The sequence below is a fragment of the Planococcus sp. CPCC 101016 genome, from assembly GCF_007859295.1.
Taxonomy (GTDB): Bacteria; Bacillota; Bacilli; order Bacillales_A; family Planococcaceae; genus Planococcus.
The window spans coordinates 164,614-186,051 of sequence record NZ_VOHB01000003.1 but is presented as its reverse complement, the minus strand read 5'-3'; the positions used below and the strand labels follow the sequence as shown (position 1 = coordinate 186,051).

The 21,438-nt window shown below is 44.1% G+C and carries 19 protein-coding genes and 1 riboswitch; of the genes, 14 read left to right on the top strand and 5 right to left on the bottom strand.

The genetic code is table 11. The features are described from left to right. The first annotated feature begins 153 nt into the window (after nucleotides 1–153). On the top strand, nucleotides 154–654 hold the full coding sequence (locus tag FQV26_RS12980; RefSeq protein WP_146557970.1) for a pyridoxamine 5'-phosphate oxidase family protein: 501 nt from the start codon (nucleotides 154–156) through the stop codon (nucleotides 652–654). A 214-nt stretch (nucleotides 655–868) separates the two neighbouring features. After that, nucleotides 869–1,234: a YhfM domain-containing protein gene (locus tag FQV26_RS12975; RefSeq protein WP_146557969.1), complete on the top strand. Its 366-nt coding sequence runs from the start codon at nucleotides 869–871 to the stop codon at nucleotides 1,232–1,234. Between the two features lie 96 nt (nucleotides 1,235–1,330). On the opposite strand, the gene FQV26_RS12970 is transcribed toward FQV26_RS12975, so the two are convergent. Both FQV26_RS12970 and FQV26_RS12965 read right to left on the bottom strand, forming a co-directional pair. Continuing rightward, nucleotides 1,331–1,864, bottom strand: coding sequence for a DUF2798 domain-containing protein (locus tag FQV26_RS12970; protein WP_146557968.1), 534 nt, complete (start codon nucleotides 1,862–1,864; stop codon nucleotides 1,331–1,333). A 219-nt stretch (nucleotides 1,865–2,083) separates the two neighbouring features. Next, nucleotides 2,084–3,172: an S-layer homology domain-containing protein gene (locus tag FQV26_RS12965; protein WP_261384337.1), complete on the bottom strand. Its 1,089-nt coding sequence runs from the start codon at nucleotides 3,170–3,172 to the stop codon at nucleotides 2,084–2,086. Nucleotides 3,173–3,481: 309 nt separating this feature from the next. Between FQV26_RS12965 and FQV26_RS12960 the strand changes: the two genes are divergently transcribed. Next, complete coding sequence (locus tag FQV26_RS12960; RefSeq protein ID WP_146557966.1) at nucleotides 3,482–4,453, top strand: Abi family protein; 972 nt, start codon at nucleotides 3,482–3,484, stop codon at nucleotides 4,451–4,453. A gap of 30 nt (nucleotides 4,454–4,483) precedes the next feature. Then, a complete protein-coding gene (locus FQV26_RS12955) occupies nucleotides 4,484–5,047 on the top strand; it encodes a DUF1697 domain-containing protein (protein ID WP_146557965.1) in 564 nt (187 codons plus the stop codon). Between the two features lie 17 nt (nucleotides 5,048–5,064). Here the strand turns inward: FQV26_RS12955 and mug are convergent, their stop codons facing one another. Both mug and FQV26_RS12945 read right to left on the bottom strand, forming a co-directional pair. Continuing rightward, complete coding sequence (mug, locus tag FQV26_RS12950; protein WP_146557964.1) at nucleotides 5,065–5,571, bottom strand: G/U mismatch-specific DNA glycosylase; 507 nt, start codon at nucleotides 5,569–5,571, stop codon at nucleotides 5,065–5,067. A gap of 41 nt (nucleotides 5,572–5,612) precedes the next feature. Beyond that, entirely contained in the window at nucleotides 5,613–5,819 is a 207-nt protein-coding gene (locus FQV26_RS12945) for a TM2 domain-containing protein (RefSeq protein WP_146557963.1), read from the bottom strand. Nucleotides 5,820–6,405: 586 nt separating this feature from the next. Between FQV26_RS12945 and FQV26_RS12940 the strand changes: the two genes are divergently transcribed. From FQV26_RS12940 to FQV26_RS12905, 8 genes are all read left to right on the top strand, one after another. Next, complete coding sequence (locus FQV26_RS12940) at nucleotides 6,406–8,019, top strand: glycoside hydrolase family 13 protein (RefSeq protein WP_146557962.1); 1,614 nt, start codon at nucleotides 6,406–6,408, stop codon at nucleotides 8,017–8,019. 615 nt (nucleotides 8,020–8,634) lie between these two features. Then, complete coding sequence (locus FQV26_RS12935; RefSeq protein ID WP_146557961.1) at nucleotides 8,635–9,312, top strand: protein kinase family protein; 678 nt, start codon at nucleotides 8,635–8,637, stop codon at nucleotides 9,310–9,312. Between the two features lie 134 nt (nucleotides 9,313–9,446). Continuing rightward, a complete protein-coding gene (locus FQV26_RS12930; protein ID WP_146557960.1) occupies nucleotides 9,447–10,319 on the top strand; it encodes an AraC family transcriptional regulator in 873 nt (290 codons plus the stop codon). Between the two features lie 302 nt (nucleotides 10,320–10,621). Then, nucleotides 10,622–11,068 (top strand): SRPBCC family protein, encoded by a 447-nt coding sequence (locus FQV26_RS12925; RefSeq protein ID WP_146557959.1) that lies wholly within the window; start codon nucleotides 10,622–10,624, stop codon nucleotides 11,066–11,068. Nucleotides 11,069–11,208: 140 nt separating this feature from the next. Continuing rightward, entirely contained in the window at nucleotides 11,209–12,582 is a 1,374-nt protein-coding gene (locus tag FQV26_RS12920; RefSeq protein WP_146557958.1) for a vWA domain-containing protein, read from the top strand. 113 nt (nucleotides 12,583–12,695) lie between these two features. Next, a riboswitch (purine riboswitch) is annotated at nucleotides 12,696–12,798 on the top strand. 177 nt (nucleotides 12,799–12,975) lie between these two features. Then, entirely contained in the window at nucleotides 12,976–13,878 is a 903-nt protein-coding gene (locus FQV26_RS12915; RefSeq protein WP_261384351.1) for a 5'-methylthioadenosine/S-adenosylhomocysteine nucleosidase, read from the top strand. 247 nt (nucleotides 13,879–14,125) lie between these two features. Continuing rightward, nucleotides 14,126–16,861, top strand: a complete 2,736-nt coding sequence (locus FQV26_RS12910) for a M14 family metallopeptidase (protein ID WP_146557956.1) — start codon at nucleotides 14,126–14,128, stop codon at nucleotides 16,859–16,861. Nucleotides 16,862–17,071: 210 nt separating this feature from the next. Beyond that, nucleotides 17,072–17,554, top strand: a complete 483-nt coding sequence (locus FQV26_RS12905) for a DUF2975 domain-containing protein (RefSeq protein WP_146557955.1) — start codon at nucleotides 17,072–17,074, stop codon at nucleotides 17,552–17,554. Between the two features lie 98 nt (nucleotides 17,555–17,652). Here FQV26_RS12905 and FQV26_RS12900 read toward each other — a convergent pair whose 3' ends face one another. Next, nucleotides 17,653–18,153 carry a BsuPI-related putative proteinase inhibitor gene (locus FQV26_RS12900; protein WP_146557954.1) on the bottom strand — a complete coding sequence of 167 codons (501 nt, stop codon included), beginning with the start codon at nucleotides 18,151–18,153 and terminating at the stop codon, nucleotides 17,653–17,655. Nucleotides 18,154–18,363: 210 nt separating this feature from the next. Here FQV26_RS12900 and FQV26_RS12895 point away from each other — a divergent pair, with 210 nt between their 5' ends. Both FQV26_RS12895 and FQV26_RS12890 read left to right on the top strand, forming a co-directional pair. Continuing rightward, nucleotides 18,364–19,575, top strand: coding sequence for an aminotransferase-like domain-containing protein (locus tag FQV26_RS12895; RefSeq protein WP_146557953.1), 1,212 nt, complete (start codon nucleotides 18,364–18,366; stop codon nucleotides 19,573–19,575). Between the two features lie 283 nt (nucleotides 19,576–19,858). Beyond that, entirely contained in the window at nucleotides 19,859–21,415 is a 1,557-nt protein-coding gene (locus FQV26_RS12890; RefSeq protein ID WP_146557952.1) for a class I adenylate-forming enzyme family protein, read from the top strand. The last annotated feature ends 23 nt before the right edge of the window (nucleotides 21,416–21,438 follow it).

Here is a 21,438-nt window from a genome sequence, read left to right as displayed (position 1 = left end):
ATAAATTAATGAGTATGAAAATATATAGAAGAAAAACCCTGAGTGGAGATCAGATTACAAAATAGAAATAACGTTTAAAGAGCCAAAAAAAGGGAATTATATTAAGCATAGAAAAATTACTTAGACCCACTTATATAGGAGGAAATAATAGTTATGGTAAACAATACAACAAACAATCAAGAAGCAATTAAAACGGTCAATGAGTTGATTAAGGATATCAAAGTAGCCATGTTCACGACCATTTCCACAGACAATAAAATCATTTCCCGTCCGATGCAGACCCAGGAAGTGGAGTTTGACGGAGAGTTATGGTTCCTTACGATGAAAGATACGGAAAAGTACCAGGAAATTGCCAGCAACCCGAATGTCAATTTGGCGTATGCCGGGAAATCCTATGTTTCCATCAGCGGAACGGCTGAATTCATAGAAGATGAAGCAAAGAAAAAGGAATATTGGAATCCGATATTCGATAAAATGCTGGATACCAGCTATGACGATCCGAATGTAGTGCTGATTAAGGTCGATGCGGATTCAGCAGAGTACTGGGATTCAGGAAACACTACAAAATCAATCAAAACTTTCGTCAAGAAATTAACTAATAACGAAACAGAAAAAGATGAGAAAGAAATAAACGATACTGTGGATTTTAACTAATTATGAAGCTGACATAACGAAAGCTCGCTGACAATTATTGTCAGCAAGCTTTTTTAGTTCAGTCTACATCAATTAAATTACTAATGATTTAAACAGGCATTCTAAAACGAGTGGAAGTGTGCCTCTTTAAAAGACGTGATCGATCCCTAATTGGGGAGGTTTGCGTAACTTTATTTGTTTCAATGTGTCTAACTGATTATGAGGGGGGATTTCATTGAAAAAATGGTTTCAACTGTTTTTATTGATAACTTTGTTTTTAGTTGGCGGATGTTCATCAGCAATCATAGAAAAAGTAGATGTATATGGAATGGAAAGCTTTTCGGTTGTTAAAGGAGATTCATTAATTTCATTTACAGACTCTGACGCTGTTGATGATTTTGTAAAAGCTTTCAAAAAAGCTCAAAAAGAGCCCGGTATAGTCGATATGGTAGACCCTGAATATAAAGTTGAATTCGGTGAAGAATCATACTATCTATGGATCAGCGAAGAACAGGGAACGATAATGAATCTAGAGGATACGAATACCATCTATACTTTTTCAAAAAATTCAGCGGAAACAATTTATGGGCTTTTAAATTAACCGTGTTTCAGTTAAAGGGAAATCCTAAAACGGAACTTGAAGGTTGGTGTTTCTTGTTCATGACTGAAGTATCAGCCCTCTTTTTCAGCAAGTAATTTAAAGCACTTCCGTTTTTAATCCAGCTTCTGCTTCCGGTACAATCCCGGCTTTTTTGTCTTGCGCTTCATGCAGCTTCACCATGACCAACCGGGCGATTGGCTGGATGACCAGACTTTCAGCAATCAGCACAATAACGAAATTGCGCGGCCAGTTTGCAAGCCAGTTGCTGAAGAGCGCTGAGTGGAATCCGTTGCTGACAATATCGCCGATCAAGGTCATCGCAGCTGACATTCCGAGTACGGTGAACAAAATTCGAAAGAGAATTTTGGAATTGAAACTATCCGATGCATGGGTAAGTTTATCGGTTAGAGCTTCTGCCAGCCGACCGAAAATAACCGGTTCGATAATCATCACGATGATCCACATAATCGGAATCATTTTGAGAATGCCCCAGGCGACGTCGGCATTAAATCCTCCTGCAAAATAAATGGCGCTGAAAGAACTCATAAATAGTACAGTCATAGTAGAAATGAGGCTCCCGTAGAGAAAGCCTTCTTTTCCGTTGCGCGGCAATCTTTTTTCTTGATGCATAATTTTCTTCCTTTCAAATTGATGAGTCTCGACTTTTATGACGTTAAATCACATACTTTTTGAAGTCTGTTTGTTACTATACCAAGTCCATTATTTTTGATGTAAGTGTCAATTGTGTGTCTTTTTTGATAACGCTTTATTTCTTTGCTGATTTAAACGCCTTCAGACAAAAAAAGCCGGCTGCCCCTTAGGCAACCGGCTTTTCTATAAATCTAGATTTTATTCAACAGCAGTCAATTGTTTGGTTACAGTGCCTTCCAGTTTGACGGATTTAACTTCACCGAAGCCTTCAACCATATAATAGATATGGCCTTCTTCCATGAATTCCGGATTGGCTGCTACTGTCACTTCCACTGCATTTGTAAAAGTTTGATAGGGTGTTTCGACAGTTGTGCCAATATTGGTGATTTCACGTGGAGCGGCATACTGCGTGTCGGTATACCATGCCTGTCCAATTTCTACCGGATACTCCAATTCAGTATATGATTCAGAATAGGGCAAACCGAATGTATAGTGCCCATGGGTCTCGAATTCTACTGAATCTGTCAATAACGATCCATCTCCACGGTAGATGCTCCAAATATAGCCCATTTCCAAGCCATTGCGCGAAGGTACATAATTATAGGTGTGGCGCTCAATTCCATATTCTGTATCGTAGACATATGTTTTCGTCTTATCTCTCAGATAAGACTGCTCGATTGTGGCATCGTTCTTGAATTTCGGTTCAAGCCCGCGAGCTAAAAATGCAGAGAACTGGCCACGGGTCACGTTTACATTTGGCCGGAAAGTCTTATCGGGATAGCCAATGGTGATGTTGGCTGCCAGTATTTTCTGAACCGGCTCATACACTTGCATATTCGGTGAAATGTCCGTGAAACTTGCATCTGCCCGGAACGGAACGATAAACAGCCGCGACAGAATAAATGCCATTTCGGCTCTTGTAATCGTATGCTCCGGACGGAAGGTGCCATCTGGATAACCTTCAATCAATTGAGCGTCTTTTGCTGCTGCAATATAACCGCTTGCTTTGTGAGAGGAGGGAACGTCTGAAAAACCAGTGTCACGAGGCGTATCATTGAATTCTTTCAAGCGGCCGATCATAATCGCCGCTTCTGCACGTGTCACTCCTATATCGGGACGCATCGTGCCATCCGGGTAGCCTCTCAGCACTTCACGATCCACCAGGTAGATGATTTCATCATAAAACTCATGGGACTCCGGCAAATCGGAAGCTCCTTGAACAGGAATCGCCAATCCAAGCGTCATCATCAAAACCATCAGCATTGATAACTTCTTCAACCCACTCACTCCTTAATTTGTATTTCACCGCCATCCTCTCCGTAAAGCCAAATTCTTCCTGGACAAACACTCTTTATTTCTCAATACCCGTTGATAAGTGTTAGTAACAAAAAACGAGGGTTTCCTAGTTCACAAGAAGAATGAAGACGGGATACTTAGGACGGAAAGAAGTTGCTTTTATGAAGAGGATAATAAGGGCATTTAGTAAAGTCGATGGTTAAAGGGGAAAACATCCTGCTTGTTATATTTTGAGTAAGTAAGTGGTTTATTAATGGAGCCATATCGCTTACAGTTGAAGATAAGAAGAATACGAAAAGGATGAGACATGTGAAGGATTTCGCCTCCCACGCCGAACAGCTGGAAATACTTGAAGCGCGTGGCTTACAGGTGCCGGATAAAGCTGCGGCAAAACGAATTTTGTCGCGTGAAAATTATTATGCATTGATTGACGGCTATAAGGAGCCTTTCCTGGAAAACGATGAAATACGCAATCCATACGGCCTTGAACGTTACCAGGAAGGTGTGGAGTTCAGCCACCTGTACGCGCTTCACCGTTTTGACCGAAAGCTCAGGCTGCTGTTGTTGAACGAGCTGCTGAAGTTCGAGAAGAACATCAAGTCGAAAGTAGCGTACCGCTTTTCTGAAAAGTTCAGGGAAACGGCAAGCTTTTTAGAGCCGGGAAATTACAGTCCCGACAGTCAACATCATCATGAACGCGATCGCATTATTTCGACGCTTGCCAACCTGATTAAAAGCCATAAGAAACGCGATAAAGTCAGATATCCGGCCATTCGGGAATTTTATGATAAGCATAAGAACGTGCCGCTTTGGGTGCTGGTCAATTTCCTGTCACTTGGCCAAATTACCAACTTCTATTCGGTGATTGATGAACAGCTGCGCGAGCGCATTGCCCAGGATTTTGCTGAGGAGTACAGTGAAGAATATGGCTTGATCCGTTTGAAGGCAAGTGAGTTGGATGCCATCTTGCGCATCGTTTTCCCGTACCGCAATAAATCTGCGCATGAGGAAGTGCTGTACCGGTTTCATCTTCCGAATCCGGTGGAGCTTGGTGCTGTAGAAGAGATGCTGGGCATGAAAAAAGGAAGCTTGAGCGGAGCTACTGTGTTTTCTGTATGTTGTCTATTGAAATTGGTTCTGGCAAAAGTGGATTACGAACAGTTTTCTACAGAACTGGAACGGCTGGTCAAGGAGCTGAAAGCGTCGGTTCAGGAGCGGGCGTTTGCAAGGATCCTGAAAGATGCAGGATTTACCGGTAAGGAATGGGAATAAAGTCAGCTTAAGATGAAGGAGATGGCTGCGATGATCTATGTGGCATTGCTTCGAGGCATCAATGTAGGCGGCAAAAACAAAGTGGACATGAAAAAGCTGAAGCAGGCATTTGAAGAGGCGGGAATGTCTTCGGTCACTACTTATATCAATTCCGGGAACATCGTTTTTGTTGATAATAACTTTTCAACAGACCAGTTGGCACCGATTTTGGAAGAGGCAATCTACAGTCATTTTGGCTTACAGAGCAATGTGCTGATTTACAATTCAGAGGAGTTTCAGGGAATCGCGCGGGCTATTCCGGAAAACTGGTCAAATGATCAGCAGATGAAAAGCGATGCGTTGTTTTTATGGGAGGATGTCGACGGGGAAACCGTGTTGGACCAATTGGTGATCAAGCCGGATATCGACCGGGTCCGCTATGTCCCAGGAGCCATTCTTTGGTCAGTGGACAGAGACAAAGTCACAAAAAGCGGTATGATTAAGATCATAGGATCCGCACTGTACCAGCGTGTTACCGTGCGCAATGTCAATACAGTCAGGAAAATCACGGCACTGCTGCAGAAAATGGAGAATAAAAATACCGGTCTCTCTTGACGAGAAGCCGGTATTTTCTATTTGTAGTCGTTCAATCCGCTGTAAATTTCCACAATGTCGGCCAGTTTTATGCGCACCAATCCGCTGGATGACGGAGCGACATATTCAACGATGCCCGGAATGACCGGTTCTTTCTGAACGCCCCACGGAACGGATTTTCTTTTGCTGAATTGCTGGTAGACGCCTTTGCCGACAAAACAGACAGCTTTTGGCCGGAACTGCCTAATTTTCTGCTCCAATAGCTTGGCGCCTTCGGCATATTCCTCTTTGGAAATCTCCGCAGCTTCCTTGGTTGGCCGTGCAACGATATTCGTCAGGCCAAACCCAAGCACAAGCAGTTCGCTATTTTCATCAGGCCGATATTTCCGCGGCGTCAATCCAGCTTCGTAAAGGATTTTCCAGAACCGGTTATTCGGATTGGCATAATGAAAACCGGTTTCAGAAGAGCGAATGCTCGGATTGAAACCGACGAATAAAATTTTTAAATCATTCTGCAGATGGTCAGGAATCGGTTCAAGTTGCAAAATCTAGTGCCTCCTCAAAACTATAGGAATATTGGATGCAATCAGCCTCTGCCATGCTTTCTCTGAAAGTCTTCATCAGATTGCAGCAAATACAGAATTCCTTCAATTATGCCAATGACTGCCGGAATCCCCGTCCAAAAGAATAGTAGATACAGAATCCCCATGCCTGGTCGCCCCAGATAGAATTTGTGTGCGCCAAAGTCGCCTAAGAAAATAGCGAGCAATGCGGCTGCTAATTTGTTTTTCATCGATGATCATCCTTTCCATTTCTTCTACTAGTGTATTCCCGAATTTCTTAAAGTTAATGATTTTGTCGAGTTGCAAAAAAGTTATTCTTTATGATAAAGATGTGTACCCATCCATTCAAAAAGCTGACTCGGATAAATAAGAAGGAAATCAAATTCCGTTAGAAAATCAATAGAGTACTATTATATAAGCATTACTTGAAAATAGTAGATAGCCTCAAAAGAAAGGGCCAGAGGTCGTAATTATTCTTTATTAATAAATGAAAGCGACATCATTCATTTAATGTGAAAAAACTTCACAAATAAGGTTTTTTTATTATGACAGCGGTTATATAGAAAGAAATTCAAATGAAAGAAGGTGTCGCGCCAACAAAACTCCACAAAATTTTTGGTCTGCTGCCTTGGTATTTTTTTGCGATTTCTGCTACACTATCAACTTGAAATTAATTTTTCTAGAAAAATGTTGCTGGATGATGGGAATAATAGATTAAAAGTTGAAATAGGCGCTCGGGCATCTTCGGAACAAATCAGAGGTTAAGGCCGATTGATTGAGTGGGAGACTGGCCAAGGTCTTTGTGAGGGATCAGTTATGAACAAGAAATGGTGGAAAGAAGCAGTTGCGTATCAAGTGTATCCAAGGAGTTTTATGGACTCGAACAGTGACGGTGTTGGCGATATCAACGGCGTGACCAGCAAGCTGGATTATTTGAAAGACCTTGGGATTGATGTCATCTGGATTTGCCCGATGTATAAATCACCTAATGACGACAACGGCTACGATATAAGCGATTATCAGGAAATTATGGAAGAGTTCGGGACAATGGCGGATTTTGACCGTCTGCTTGAAGAAGTGCATTCGCGGGGAATGAAGCTGATCATCGATCTGGTCATCAATCATACAAGCGATGAGCATCCGTGGTTCATGGAATCACGTGCTTCACGCGATAACGACAAACGCGATTGGTACATCTGGAGCGATGAACCGACCAACTGGGAAAGTATTTTTGGCGGCAATGCCTGGGAATACGATCAGGAAACCAAACAATATTATTTGCATTTATTCTCCAAAAAACAGCCGGACCTAAACTGGGAGAATCCAGAGGTAAGGCAGTCTTTATATGACATGGTCAATTGGTGGCTGGACAAAGGAATCGATGGGTTCCGGGTGGATGCCATCAGCCATATCAAGAAAGAATTGAGCGACATCGAAGATCCGGAACAGAATTTGTATGTACCGGCTTGGGAGAAGATGATGAACGTCAAAGGAATCCAGCCGCTGCTCGCAGAACTGCGAGATGAGACATTCGCTAAGCACGATATCATGACGGTCGGCGAAGCGAATGGTGTCCAAGCTGATGATATTGGGGAATGGATTTCAGAGGATGACGGCAAATTCAATATGGTGTTCCAGTTTGAGAGCATGGGCTTATGGGCTACTGATTCAACTACGGGCATCGATGTGCCAAGGCTGAAAGAAGTGCTGACCAAATGGCAAAAAGCTGTGGAGGGCCAGGGCTGGAACGCGTTGTTCATCGAAAACCACGACAAACCGCGCATCGTTTCCTCTTGGGGGAATGATCAGGAGTACTGGCGTGAAAGTGCTACGGCGATTGCCTGCATGTATTTTTTCATGCAAGGTACACCGTTCATCTATCAGGGACAGGAAATCGGCATGACCAATGCGCCATTTGAAGAGTTGTCACATTACAACGATGTCCAAACGCATAACCTTTACCATTTCAACCGTTCGGAAGGAATGGAGCATGATGCTGTCATGACAATCATCAAAGCACAGAGCCGTGACAATTCCAGGACACCGATGCAATGGGACGCCAGCCCGAACGCCGGATTTTCAGATGGCGAGCCGTGGCTCCGGGTCAATCCGAACTACGAAGAGATCAATGTCGCCGCGCAGCTGCGCGATCCACATTCGGTTCTGTGGTTTTACCGCAGAATGATTTGGCTCCGAAAGCAGCAAGAAGTCCTTGTATATGGAAACTACGAGTTGCAGGACGTCGGTCACGAATCGATTTATGCTTACACCCGTACAAATGAGGAAAAAACCTTATTGGTCATCACCAATTTGACCGAATACGCTTGTTATTGGGACGAACCTGAATCGGCAAACTGCCTGTTGAGCAATTACCAACAGCAGGATCCGAAGCAATTGCTGCCGTTCGAAGCACGCGTATACGAATTGTGAAATTGAAAGACCCTGCCATCAAGCGGTTTGCTTGGCGGCAGGGTCTTTTGTATTGAGAAAAGCGACAGATGGATTAGGAGCGTCTGAAATTTGCTGTTGCGCAAGTAAACTCGAAATTCCGCAAACAAACCCGAGGATTCCGCAAATAAACTCGAAATTCCGCAAACAAACCAACGGATTCCACAAACAAACGTGAAGATTCTGCAAATAAATCCAAAATACCGCAAACAAATTTACAAAAAGCATAAAACAAGCCGGTTTTATTCGAATTGATTGGAATAAAAACAGTAAACGAGAGGGAACAGTGGATTTTGCCAAATTATAAGTGTAGTAGAACCGTATATGTGCCTTGAAGCAAACGTCTGGAAGTTTGAACATAAACAGAAAAAACACCTTGCCCGAGGGCAAGATGTTTTCGATAGTTTGCGGCGTATCAAGCCACGCTCCACAACGTGTTTCCAAAAGGAGTGCTTGTCCGTCTTACGCAAACGAGCTCATCGCGTAGTTAACAATAGAGGATATTCGAGCATCTGTCAATATTTTAGTCATTGAGGATCTTCTCGCGGAAAAGTTCGTCAAATACAAACTACTAGTAAGTAATGAAGGAGAGTTGTTATGAAGCGATCATGGCAAGAGATAGCAGAGTTACTATCAGCTGTTGACATTATAGCCAATCCGGACAATGAACCGGTCAGCATAGAAGGAATAGCCGATGGGTTTCGCTGCATCGGGGTCGGGACAGACGCAGCGGTGTTTCAATTTTTGGATTCTCCGGAATATGCTTTTAAGCTTTATGCGAGAGGAAAAGAAGAAAAGCTCGAAGCGGAAGCGAAGGTTTATGCACAGATCGGTTCGTCCCAATACTTCTCCAGCTGTTATGGTCTAACTGACCGATTGCTGGTGATTAAGTATGAAGAAGGCCTAACCCTGTTCGATTGTCTGCTGCAGGGAGTACATGTTCCGGAACAGGTGATGGAAGATGTAGAAGAGGCCAGGAATTATATTCGGCAAATCGGGTTAAATCCACGGGATATCCATTTGAAGAATATTTTGTTGCAAGACGGGCGGGCGAAGCTTCTGGATGTCTCGGAATATATAAAACTGGGCAATGATTTTAGATGGGAGCATTTGAAAAAAGCCTACGAAGAATATTATCCGCTCATCGATGGCAAACCGATGCCGTACTGGCTATTGGATACTATCCGGAAATGGTACCATCATTGGAACCGGTACTCGTCTTCTTTTGATGAGTTCATGAAAATCGTCTCGAAGCAGATGAGTTATTGGAAATAGTGTGAAATTCCTGAAATGATCTCAGGCTGTGAAAAAATATACGGAACCTGAGTGAGACGACGATTTCCGTACAGTAAAAATCGGATGCGCCGGTTTTATTCCGCTTAGAATTGAAAGAGAAAGGAGGGTTATGCATGGATATGCTGAAGGATATGAATGAAGCGTTGCGCTATATCGAAGACCACCTGGATGGAGAAATCGATTTCAGTAAAATAGCGGCAATTGCCGGCGTGTCGGAATTTCATTTCCGGAAAATGTTTTCGTATTTGTCTGGCATGGGATTGAGCAGCTATATCCGCAGCCGGCGATTGTCACAGGCTGCTATCGATCTGCAGCGGGAACAAAGAGTGTTGGATGTAGCCGTCAAATACGGCTATGACTCGGCAGACGGCTTCAGCCGGGCGTTCCGTGAGTGGTCTGGCATGAGTCCATCGGAAGTGAAAAACAGCGATCGCTTTAAAGCATTTCCACGCCTGACTTTCCAATTGACGATTCAAGGAGGAATGGATATGGAATACCGCATCGCAGAAAAAGACGCCTTTAAATTGGTGGGAATCAAAAAACGCGTGCCCATCGTTTTCGAAGGGCCCAATCCGGAAATCATGAAGATGGCGCAGTCCATCACTGCCGAACAGCGCGGGCAACTGCAGCAATGGCGTAATACGGACGTCCAGACCGTAGTCAATGCATCGCTTAACTTTGATGATGGGCGCTTAGAGGAGAAAGGCCAGCTGGATCATCTGGTCGGATCGATTACGACTTTAGAGGCCAATTTTGAAGCCTTTGATGTCGTCGAAGTGCCGGCGGGAAGCTGGGCGATTTTCAGTATGGAAGGCCCGTTTCCACAACAGCTGCAGGACACCTGGGGGAAGATTTTTTCGGACTGGCTGCCTTCATCAAACTACGAACTGATCGAGGGACCCGAAATTTCCTTCAATGGCGATATGTCGGATTTGCAAAAGATCTATAGTGAAATCTGGATTCCGGTGAAGAAGCGCCAGGAATGATATATGCTCTCTGCGCATCGGCGGCTTCAGTTGCCAGCGGATGCGCTGGAGGGCTTTTTTAAGCCGAATGAAAAACAGCTCTATTGCAAATACGGGAAAGCAGTTAATTCCACGAAGCTGGTTGGTGAAATACCAATCCTTGAAAGCAATAGTTTCGGTCGGCACAAGTACCTTTCTTTTACAATATTCTGAAAGGGGAATAAGATGAACCTACATAAAGCAAACAGAAATTGAGTGCATCCCTGGAAAACAGCGGACATGGCCCAAAAGGTGATAATCCGTATACTGAGGAGGAGAAAAGCATGTGGACTATTCGAAAGAGTATCGTGATCGATCGGCCGGTTACGGAAGTTTTTAATTATGCGACAAATCCTGTTTATTGGTACCAATGGTATGCGGGTCTTTCAGAACCGGAGAATTTAAAAGGGGAAGGCGAAGCCGGGACAACCATGGACATGAAATATGCTTTGCTGGGGATGCAACTGCCCATTTCGCTGGAAGTTATAGAAAAATCCCGCGAAGGCAATAGTTGCTTTTGGGATGGCCACATCAGCGGAGCCGTCAATTCAAAGCAGTCTTGGACTTATAATACTGAAGGAACCGGGACAGAGGTCAAGTTTGAAATGGAATATGAATTGCCGGGCAGCGTGTTGGGGAAAGTCGCCAATAAGCTGATCGTGAAAAAGCTGATGGACAATTCAGCCGAACAGACCATGAAAAACCTAAAAGATATTTGTGAGACAGATTAACGCTATATAAGCCATACCCGACCATTGAACTGGATGGAGGGTATGGCTATTTATTTATTCCAAGTTACTGTAAAAACGAAACCTCTTTATGGAAAGAGGCGTAAACTAATAAAAGAAAGACGAATGGAGTGAAATGCTTTATGAAGAAATTGAATGGATTCATGTTGGCTAGCTTTTTATCCGCCGCGATACTTACGGGATGTTCCGATAATGAAGATGCTGATGCAGCAAAAGTGCCGGAGGCCGAGCAAGAGCAACCAGCTGAAGAAGAAACGGTTGCAGAAAAAAAGGCGGCAGAACCTGAGAAACCGGTAGCGGCTGTACATAATGTAGAAGAGATTGTGAAAGAGAAGGGCAAATACAATATTCAACAAATGACGGATCAGCAAAAAGAAGAGCTGCAGGAAGAACTGGAAGCAGCACCTGAAGGGATGTCGGGAGAGGAAGCTTATTCCTTTGCAGTATCCCTGGTGGCCGCGGATATTGAAGAAGCTGCAGAGAAGTTTGAGGCCATTGATCCCGTAATCACCATGGATTCTTCCACTCCGGAAGACAGCATCAACTTGCCTGAAGAGGAAACGGTCAATGTCGCAATTCTGCTCGATTCAAGTGGAAGCATGGCAGGGCAAGTATCGGGCGGTGAAAAGATGGAACTGGCCAAAAATGCGGTGCAGACATATGCCGCGGACTTGCCGGAGGGGGCCAACGTCATGCTTCGGGTTTACGGACATGAAGGGACCGGCACAAATACGGACAAGGAAATGTCCTGCAACAGCAATGATGTAGTCTATAATCTGGGTGCCTATGATGAGCAGGCCTTCAGCAAATCCTTGGACCAGTTTGCTCCATCAGGTTGGACACCTTTAGCAGGGGCTATTGAAGCTGCTGAACAAGATTTAAAGGAACAAAAAGGCGAGAATGTCCGTAATGTAATCTATGTGGTCAGCGACGGCGTTGAAACTTGTGGCGGCGATCCAGTTTCTGCTGCCGCTTCATTGACTGGGTCCGATATCCGGGCCGAAGTGAACATTATCGGCTTTGATGTCGATAATGAAGGCCAGGCTCAGCTGGAAGCTGTAGCGAAAGCTGGGAATGGACAATATAAGTCCGTCTACTCAGAAAGTGATTTGAATGAGTATCTCAAACAGGAGTACAGTCGCCTGTACTGGGAATGGCTGGAATGGGGAAATGACCGGTATTTGGAAATCCTCCAGCAAAGCAACGATATTGCCGGAGACTTATTGAGATACAATAATGAAATCTACGGTAAATCCCTGGCTGAAAACAATAAAATGCATAGCCTGCAGTATAAGCTGACGGAGTTTGGGAAATTCAAAGACGATGAGGCGGTCGATCAGTACAACAAATTGGCAAACATCAGACATGAAACCCTCACTCAATACTTCAGACAGGAAAAAGAACGGAAAGACGCCATCCGTAAAGATATATATGAGCAACTGGATAAGAAAGTGAAAGAAACGAATAAGGAAAAAGAAGAAGATTATGCTTACTGAAGTGTAAAACTAAACTTTATATCCTATTTAAACGAACATTCAACCATTACTTAAGGTTTAATGTTCGTTTTTTTATTGACCTGCAGTATTGCGTTTGCTATAGTTGCCAAGTGACAGACAAACAACATATCGCTCGTATAAACTCGGTAATACGGTCCGAGTGTTTCTACCAGGTTCCCAGCAAAGAACCGGACTACGAGCCAAAGTTTCTGGTTAGTCGTTTTTCAGCCAGCAGTTTTTGAATGCTTGGCGTGTGTATCAGCTCTCCTCATTCATTTTATACTTTGGCTCCCAAATGTCAGAAAGGTAGAAACCTTTGTGCCGTTTTAGGGGCTTTTTCTTTCGCTCCATTGCCGTTGAGCAAACATCAAGGAGGAAATTCACATGAAAAAGATGCAAACGAAGACAGGATCCAGCAAGCGTATTTTATTATCCATTATGGTCATGTTGTTATTGGCGGTGCTGGCTGGATGCAGTTCAGCAGGTGAAGCTAAAGCGACAGAAGAAAAAGAAAAGACTGAAGAAACAAAACGCCCAATCCTAATCCAGGGGCCGATGCCGATTGAAGCCGAAAACTTTGCTGCTCGCCTGGAAGATGTTGAGATAGAAGAATCAGGATCGACATATATTTTTCACGTCGGAACCGTGGAAGGATATCCGGTCATTGTTTCAAAAACAGGCAAAGGCATGGAAAATACAGCAGCTGCTACGGCGATCGCTATTGAAAAATACAACCCTGCAGCCATCATCAATCAGGGAACATCAGGCGGACATGATCCGAAATTGAATGTGTTCGATATTGTTCTTGGCGAAAGAACGGTGAATATCGGTTCGATGAAAACGGGAGACCGCGCAGAAGGTGAAGGAATTGAAGCAACAGAATGGAAGCCGATGGACGTCATGGCTTCTGAAGGAAGCGCAGGGGAAGACCCAAATGCTGAAAAAGCTCGTTATTACGAAGGCGATGCTGAACTTCTGGCTGCTGCGAACGCCGTGAAGGATAGTTACACGAAAGGCAAAGTCGTCGAAGGGACAATCGGTTCAGCGGACGTCTGGAATAATGAAGTGGACCGCATCAATTGGTTCCATGACAACTTCGGTACGTCAGTGGAAGAAATGGAATCGGCATCTGCAGCGATGATATCAAAAGCGTATGACGTACCCTTTTTAGCAATCCGAATCCTTTCGAACAATAAAACCAACGATGGTGCGTATAATGCAGACACTGCAGCCGCGAATCAAGAATATGTGTACGAAGTCGTGAAAGAGTATATTGCTTCTTTAAAAAGCAAATAAATTATCCCGTCCTGCACGAACTTTTGTTTTTCAAAAGTTCGTGCTTTTTTATGGCTAGACTGAAATGTCCCGTTTTCTGTTTTTATTCGAGTGACTATTACCCTATATTTTGCAGGGAAAATCGACTGGAAAATTGGAAGAAAGTACTGACTTTTAAAAATAGGAGAATGAGCCCTTCGGTAAACGAAATATTCTGTTATATTGGGAAGTGAAAGCACAACTAAAATTTGAAAGGATGGGTGAATGAATGAAAAAGGTGTATTCGAGTTTGGCAGCAGTCGTCTTGATGTTGTCATTATTGGTTCCATCGATAGCTGCTGTTGAGACAGATCAGGCAACGGAATTGGAGCTCAGTCAAACCGTATTTTCGATGACGGAAGCACGTACCGTAGAAATTACTGCTGATTTAGGAGAAGGCGTAGATTTAACTAACATCCAGTTTCAATTTGGTGGGAAACCCTTATCCGAATGGAAAACCTGGACGTCAGGCACTAATTACGATGGCGCCCCTTTTATTACCGTTGTTGAAGGACCAGCATTTGTAGAAGGCACAACGGAAATCAAAGCAACATTGGAATTCGGATTGCCTTATGGAACTGGAGATTTATCAAACCGTACGATCCGCACACAATATCAGCAATTCATTGGCGACTACGAATTGGCCATGATCGATTCAGCGAGCGGCGCTAAAGCAGCTGCAACCGTTGAGTGGAATGTCTACGACGAATTTAAAGTCTACGATGAACTAAAACCGGCGATCGATGAAATTTTCGAAGCTGCTGAAGCAGACGAGGAAAACGATCGGTATCTTGAATATCAGAAAGTGGGAGAAACCTCTCAAGGACGCGATATTCATTTTGTCATTCTTGCAAGAGATGAAGAGGCAGTGGATACATATCTAAACGAAACACTGCCGACTGCTTTGGATGATCCGGAAAGCCTAATTGAAAAGCTTGAAAGTGGCTCCATGGAAGATTATCAGGTTCCGATCTGGTTCAACAATATCCACCCGGATGAAGTGGAAGGTGTGGATGTTCAAGTTGAACTGCTTGAGAAGTTTGCACTCGAAGAAGAAATTACCTTCAAGAATACAGACGGTACGACAGAAGTTGCTGAAACCCTAGACGTGGACGATGTCTTGGACGATGCAATTTTCTTATACATGTTCACGAGCAACCCGGATGGCAGAGCGGCCAATACACGTGCAAATGGTGAAGGCTTTGACTTGAACCGGGATAATGCTTACCAGACGCAGTTGGAAACGCAGCAAGTGAATGAAGTGGTGGCACAATGGACACCTTTATCTTTCATTGATTTTCATGGCTATGTCGAAGGGTTTTTGATTGAACCAGCGACACCGCCGCATAACCCGAATTTCGAATATGATTTGTTGATCGGCAATATGATGGAACAAGCACACGCTTTGGGCAATGCGGGAATTGCCAACTCAAATCTGACTTCTTATTTTATTGCCAAAGAAGGATATGGATCTGGTTGGGATGACATGACGCCGGCATACACAGCAATGTATGGCATGCTTCATGGAGCGCTTGGCCACACAATCGAAGTGCCAACGCTCAGTCAGGATTCATACAACGCCTTAGTGGGCAGCGGATTGGGTGCAGCAAAATATGTGCACGACAACAAAGATGAATTGTACAAAGAACAGTTGGAGATTTTCAAACGTGGAGTCAATGGAGAAGATAACCGGGCTGTTGATGAGCATTTGGTCAACGCAAAAGGAGAGTCGATTGGCCGCATCCGTGACGGCAATGAAAACTTCTTCCCGGATTATTACGTCATTCCGGCAGATTCCAAAACGCAAAAAAATGTGTTGGAAGCTTATAACATGGCGGAGTACTTGATCCGCAACGGTGTGGAAGTCGAGAAGACAACCAAGCCGACAGCTATTGACGGTGTAACGTATCCGAAAGGAACCTTCATCGTACCGATGCATCAGGCAAAACGCGGCTTGGCAAACGCCATGTTGTATAAAGGAGACGATGTATCGGATTGGGATGCAATGTACGACCCGATCGTCGTCAACTTTTCGGATTTGAGAGGGTTCGACCTTGTGGAAGTTCGTGAGGAAGGCCTGTTTGATGGCAAGACCAAGGAAGTATCTGAAGTAGTCATTCCAACAAGCAATATTCAAGGAAATCCGCCTAAACAAATTCTGGAAAACTCGACCAATGACGCAGTTCGTGTCGTTAATGCCTTGCTTGCTGAAGGCAAGAAGGTGGAAGTACTGACAGAGAGCATCGGGAAAGCGGAAGCTGGCGATTATGTAGTTGCCACAAATGATTTGCGTCCGTATGCAGACGATTATTATTTTGAAGCCCAGTCTTTTGGCAACGGGAAGAATGCCGCTGTTGAAGTTTTGGAGCAGCCACGTGTTGCAGCAACCGGTTCTGCGCAATTGAATTTCTCATTGCGTCAGCTTGGCTTTGAATTGGTTGATCCGGCGAATGCGGATGTCATTGTCAGCGATACCAACACATTTAACGCTCAGCAAGTGAGCGGTAAAACGTATGTCGGCATCGGGGCACCTGCATTGAAGGCGGTCAGTGAAAGCGGATTGCTTCCAGGCTTTGCAATCGGCAATACGGGAGCTCGACATGAAGGTCTTGTAAAAGCCACAGTAGCTGAAAATCTGTTGACTGCTGGTTATGAACAGCAGGAAAACTTATATGTAACGACCGGTTCTTGGATTTCAAGTGTTCCTGAAGGTGCCGAAGTATTGGCGAGCTTCCAGGACAGCGATGATTTCTACATTGCCGGCTGGTGGCCGCAACATGAAAAAGCCCGCGGCCAAACAATGGCAATTACAGTAGATAACAGTGAGACTACGTATACACTATTTGCCAATGACTTGGCTTTCCGTGCCCACACGGAGCATTCGTATCGATTGTTGGCTAACTCAATCTACGATGCGGTACGTGTTCAAGTGCCTGTTGAAACCAGCAAAGGCAAAAAACAGTAAGAATTGGCCATCAAATTTTCTAAGAATTAAAAATGACTTAAAAGCATTTTCGTCCATCCAATTAGGGGGCGGAAATGCTTTTTTAATTGTGAAAAAGGGTGGTTAGGACATCTCGCAATAATTTAATGCCTTTAATCAACATTTATTTATTGTAATTCGATAAAATAGAAGTTATTATGAAGACAACAATAAATAAGTGAGGTGCTTTTTATGAGCCGAAGTTCTACTCTTTTCTTAAAGACTGTCATTATTCTTATGGGATTGCCGGCACTGGCCGGATGTATTTATGGTTTATCCCGGTTTGATCCGAATTCTCCTTACTGGGCTCTGCCTGAACTGGAAAAACTGCAATATCCTTTACTGGTTGGCATGTATATAGCGATGGTTCCCTTTTTCATCGCGTTGTATCAGACCTTGAAGCTTCTAAGCTATATCGACCGAAACCAAGCCTTTTCAGATCTCTCGGTAAAAGCCTTGAAGACAATAAAATATTGCGCGATAACCATCATCATTGTGTACATTATTAAGTTGCCATTTTTGTATTTATTGACAAAAGCTGATGATGCTCCAGGCATATTGATTGGAATTGTCGTTATTTTTGCTTCGCTGGTGGTCGCGGTCTTTGCAGCTGTCCTCCAAAAGTTATTGCAGGATGCCATCAGGATGAAAGCGGAAAATGATTTAATCGTCTGAGTTGTAGTGAATAGAATAGCGGTGATCAAACTTAACTTAAAGAGAATATGAAAAGACCATCAATTGTGATGGTCTTTTCCTATTTCTCCGCTACTTTGCTATTCGACGACATGTTCTGTTGTCACTTTGTAGGTTTCACCTTGTCGTGGCGTCAGCCAAGCAGTCAGTTCATAGGTGCCCGGTTCAAGATCGAGCGGGGGCACTTCAAACTCGTAGCTCAACTGGTCTCCTTGATCGAGGTTTTCTTCACCTAAAGCCTGCAGATAGGTGCTGACCGCTGAAAAAAGGAAAACCTCTTCGCCATTTTCATTTGCCAAGGAAAAGTCGTAGCGCTGGCTGCTTGTGAACTCGAATGTTTGAGGTTCTCCGGTCTGATTCTCCAAGGTGTAGCGATAAGTCTCGTCACTGATTTGCTGAATGTCAGGTTCCATTTCTCCTTCTGTACTGCCTCCTGTCGTTTCATCGTTTGTTTCGGGTTCTTCGGTCGCGGGATCTTCAGGAGTGTTTTCTGTTTCGTCTTCCTGCTGGGTTCCGCATGCTGCCAAAATCAAGACGGTCATCAGGATTAAAAAGGCGTTGAGCCAAAAATTATTTCTCATGGATGTTCCTCCTAATGAATTCAAAAATAAGTGAATCACTTAACCATAAGAACGTTAGAGTGGCTGAAAAGTTACACAGTCCGTCAGAAAGTGATTGGGATAAGGTACCTATTTTGGCGACAGCCTACACAATGCTGGTTGTAAACTGTAGAATAAGAAATAAGAGATTTCAAATTATTCCATCAGTTAGATGAAAGGGGAACAACATACATGAAAACAGACTTCCATTTTTCAAAAGATACTGAAATGGCTTTTAAGAATGATCCGCCTGGCCAGTGGCTCTCCACTTTGCCGCCGGGATGCCTGCGCCTCAGTTCCGGTTACCCGGATCCATCAGTAGTTCCTTCTAAAGAAATTAAATTGGCGGTGGCTCGTCTGCTGGATGAAGAACGGGATTTGCCTCTCCACTATCTCGGCAGTCCACGAATTCCTCAGCTAAAGGAATTTCTTCGGAATCGGATGGCACAGCGGGGAGTTGAAGCGGGGGATGAAGAGTTATTGGTGACTTCCGGAGCCTGCCAAGCAATTGATTTGATTGCACGCGTCTTACTGGACGATGAAGCGGTAGTTGCCATTGAATCGCCAACTTATATGGAAGCTTTAGAAATTTTCCAGAACTACACGGAGCATTACATGACCATTCCAATTGACGAAAATGGGCTGCAGACAGAGTTGTTTGCAGACATGCTGGCGAATCGCAAAGAAAAAGGGCAGCCGCTGCCGCGTTTGTTGTACACCATTCCAACCTATCAGAATCCGACTGGGACAACGCTGTCGCCTGAGCGCAGGGAGCGGGTGCTGGAACTGGCAGAACAATACGATTTCCTCATTTTAGAAGACGACGCTTACGGAGAATTAGGCTTTCAGGAAAACCCGCGCTTACTAAAGGCAACGGATACGAACAACCGAGTGCTCTATGCTGGATCATTATCCAAAGTGGTTGCCCCTGGTATGCGAATCGGCTGGGTAGTAGCGGATAAACAGATCATCGATCCGTTGAATTGGTTCAAGAAAGACTTGCATCACCCATTCGATCAGGCAACGATGGCATCCTTTCTCGAAGCCATTGATTTTGATGAACACTTGGATGGCTTAACCGCTGTCTATGAATCCAAATGCCGCACCATGCTGGCTGCTCTGGAAGAATTCTTACCTCCTGCAGTTTCATGGTTTGTACCTAAAGGGGGCTATTTCGTTTGGGTTAAAATCCCAGGTGTAGACACTTCGAAATTGCTCCCTGAAGCATTGGCCACAGGGGTTTCTTTCGTTCCTGGCAAATACTTTTTCCTTGAACAGCAAAAAGGACTCGAATATCTTCGCTTGTCTTTCAGCTATGCCAGTGAAGAAGAGATCGTCAAAGGAGTGGAATTGCTTGGGCAAGTTGCTGGGGTGAATGTCCCACAGCCTGAAATTGATGAATGAAATTGGAAGCACTTGCTGTAACTCGGTAAAAGGATTAACGAATACATAGAGACAGCAGAAAAGAACCGTGCCGATTTATGACAATAGGCGCGGCTCTTTTTTGGCTTTTTCTAACTAGAATTGCTTACAAACAGAATTGACTATATTTTCTGAATACGGTAAAGTTAAATATACTATTTAAGGAATTATGGAAATTTCTAACGGCTTCCGAAGCAATTGGGATTTCTGTGACAGGAGGGTGGATTATCAGGACAAACGATTGATCAGAGAAGGAGGAGATGAAATGAATATCACCGCATCACTCAAACAAAATGCAAAACGTTTTCCAGATAAGATGGCGATTACTTGCGAAGGACGAACTTATTCTTACCAGGAATTGAACGAAGAAGTTAACCGGTTGGCGAATGGATTGATGGCAACAGGACTGGAGAAAGGTGAAAAGGTTTCACTGTTCATGAAAAACTCGGATCATTATGTGCTGGCTTTTTTTGCAGTGCTGAAAGCCGGAGGTGTGGTTGTTCCAGTGAACTACCGATTGACTCCTGATGAAAGTGGCTATATTTTCGGCCAATCCGAAAGCACATTCATCTTTTGCGATGCAGAATTTGAACGCGTCGTTGCTGAAGGGGAAAAACAGACTGCTTCGCTCAAACAAGTAATTGTTCATCCTGCACCTGCTAACGACGATTATCTTAGCTGGGATCGCGTGCTGAGTGAAAATGCATTGGAGCCATCAATAGAAGTGCTGAGTACGGACGATGCGGAAATACTTTATACTTCCGGCACTACTGGAAAACCAAAAGGCGCATTATTTGATCATCAGCGGATTGCCACTGTCAGCACCTCATTTGTATTTGGTGTCGGAATCAGCTCTAGTGACCGTCTTCTTCATGCCGTGCCACTCTTTCACTCTGCTCAATTAAACCTGTATTTGGTGACCGGTATTTTACTTGGAACATCCAATATCATCCTGCGCGATTTCCATCCGGAAAAAGCGGTTCAGCTGATTAACGAATTCCAGGTAACAGTTTTCTTTGGACTGCCGGATATGTACAGCGGCTTGCTGCAGCTGCCGAATGGGACGGGAGCTGATTTATCTTCTGTAACCAAATGTATGTACGGAGCGGACCCGATAGATCCTGAGCTTGTTAAAAAAGCGATGGATTTTTTCGGACACCAGCAGTTCTATAATCTGTGCCTGTTGACTGAAGGCGGACCGGGTGGTGTCTTTTTATTGCCGGAACAACATGAATACAAAATCGGGTCAGGCGGCAAGCCGATGTACTTTACAGAGGTACGGGTGGTGAATGATGAATTTCTTGATGTCGATCCCGGAACCATCGGCGAGTTTGTCATAAAGGGCGCTACGGTCATGAAAGAATATTACAATAAACCGGAAGAAACCGAAGAAGCTTTCCAAAACGGATGGCTTCTGACAGGGGATCTTGCGACAATCGATGAAGATGGATTTATATCTCTGGTGGATCGGAAGGCAGATCGCATCATCTCAGCCGGAGAAAACATCTATTCCATCGAAGTGGAGCAAGTCATCAATAATCATCCCCAAGTTGAAGAAGCTGCGACTGTCGGCTTGCCGGAAGAGGAATGGGGCGAAATTGTCGGCGTGATCATTGTGCCGAAAAAAGGAGAAACCATTGACGAAGAACAACTGATGGATTATTTCTTGGAGCAGCTACCCGGTTATAAAATTCCGCGTAAATTTATGATTGCCGAATCTCTGCCAAGAAACGCTTCCGGGAAAATTATGAAATATCAATTGCGTGAACTCCATATCAGTGAATTTGAATGGTTCCGGAAAATCCCGGAGAGCCGCTACTAAGACTGTTTTTATTTAAAAAATAT

What these genes read in the sequence shown, in the direction of transcription:
- FQV26_RS12960 (WP_146557966.1), top strand. Translation starts at nt 3,482, where the DNA reads ATGAGACATGTGAAGGATTTCGCCTCCCACGCCGAACAGCTGGAAATA.
- FQV26_RS12890 (WP_146557952.1), top strand. Translation starts at nt 19,859, where the DNA reads ATGAATATCACCGCATCACTCAAACAAAATGCAAAACGTTTTCCAGAT.
- FQV26_RS12900 (WP_146557954.1), bottom strand. Translation starts at nt 18,153, where the DNA reads ATGAGAAATAATTTTTGGCTCAACGCCTTTTTAATCCTGATGACCGTC.
- FQV26_RS12955 (WP_146557965.1), top strand. Translation starts at nt 4,484, where the DNA reads ATGATCTATGTGGCATTGCTTCGAGGCATCAATGTAGGCGGCAAAAAC.
- FQV26_RS12940 (WP_146557962.1), top strand. Translation starts at nt 6,406, where the DNA reads ATGAACAAGAAATGGTGGAAAGAAGCAGTTGCGTATCAAGTGTATCCA.
- FQV26_RS12915 (WP_261384351.1), top strand. Translation starts at nt 12,976, where the DNA reads ATGCAAACGAAGACAGGATCCAGCAAGCGTATTTTATTATCCATTATG.
- FQV26_RS12930 (WP_146557960.1), top strand. Translation starts at nt 9,447, where the DNA reads ATGGATATGCTGAAGGATATGAATGAAGCGTTGCGCTATATCGAAGAC.
- FQV26_RS12905 (WP_146557955.1), top strand. Translation starts at nt 17,072, where the DNA reads ATGAGCCGAAGTTCTACTCTTTTCTTAAAGACTGTCATTATTCTTATG.
- FQV26_RS12895 (WP_146557953.1), top strand. Translation starts at nt 18,364, where the DNA reads ATGAAAACAGACTTCCATTTTTCAAAAGATACTGAAATGGCTTTTAAG.
- FQV26_RS12935 (WP_146557961.1), top strand. Translation starts at nt 8,635, where the DNA reads ATGAAGCGATCATGGCAAGAGATAGCAGAGTTACTATCAGCTGTTGAC.
- FQV26_RS12980 (WP_146557970.1), top strand. Translation starts at nt 154, where the DNA reads ATGGTAAACAATACAACAAACAATCAAGAAGCAATTAAAACGGTCAAT.
- FQV26_RS12970 (WP_146557968.1), bottom strand. Translation starts at nt 1,864, where the DNA reads ATGCATCAAGAAAAAAGATTGCCGCGCAACGGAAAAGAAGGCTTTCTC.
- FQV26_RS12920 (WP_146557958.1), top strand. Translation starts at nt 11,209, where the DNA reads ATGAAGAAATTGAATGGATTCATGTTGGCTAGCTTTTTATCCGCCGCG.
- FQV26_RS12925 (WP_146557959.1), top strand. Translation starts at nt 10,622, where the DNA reads ATGTGGACTATTCGAAAGAGTATCGTGATCGATCGGCCGGTTACGGAA.
- FQV26_RS12910 (WP_146557956.1), top strand. Translation starts at nt 14,126, where the DNA reads ATGAAAAAGGTGTATTCGAGTTTGGCAGCAGTCGTCTTGATGTTGTCA.
- FQV26_RS12945 (WP_146557963.1), bottom strand. Translation starts at nt 5,819, where the DNA reads ATGAAAAACAAATTAGCAGCCGCATTGCTCGCTATTTTCTTAGGCGAC.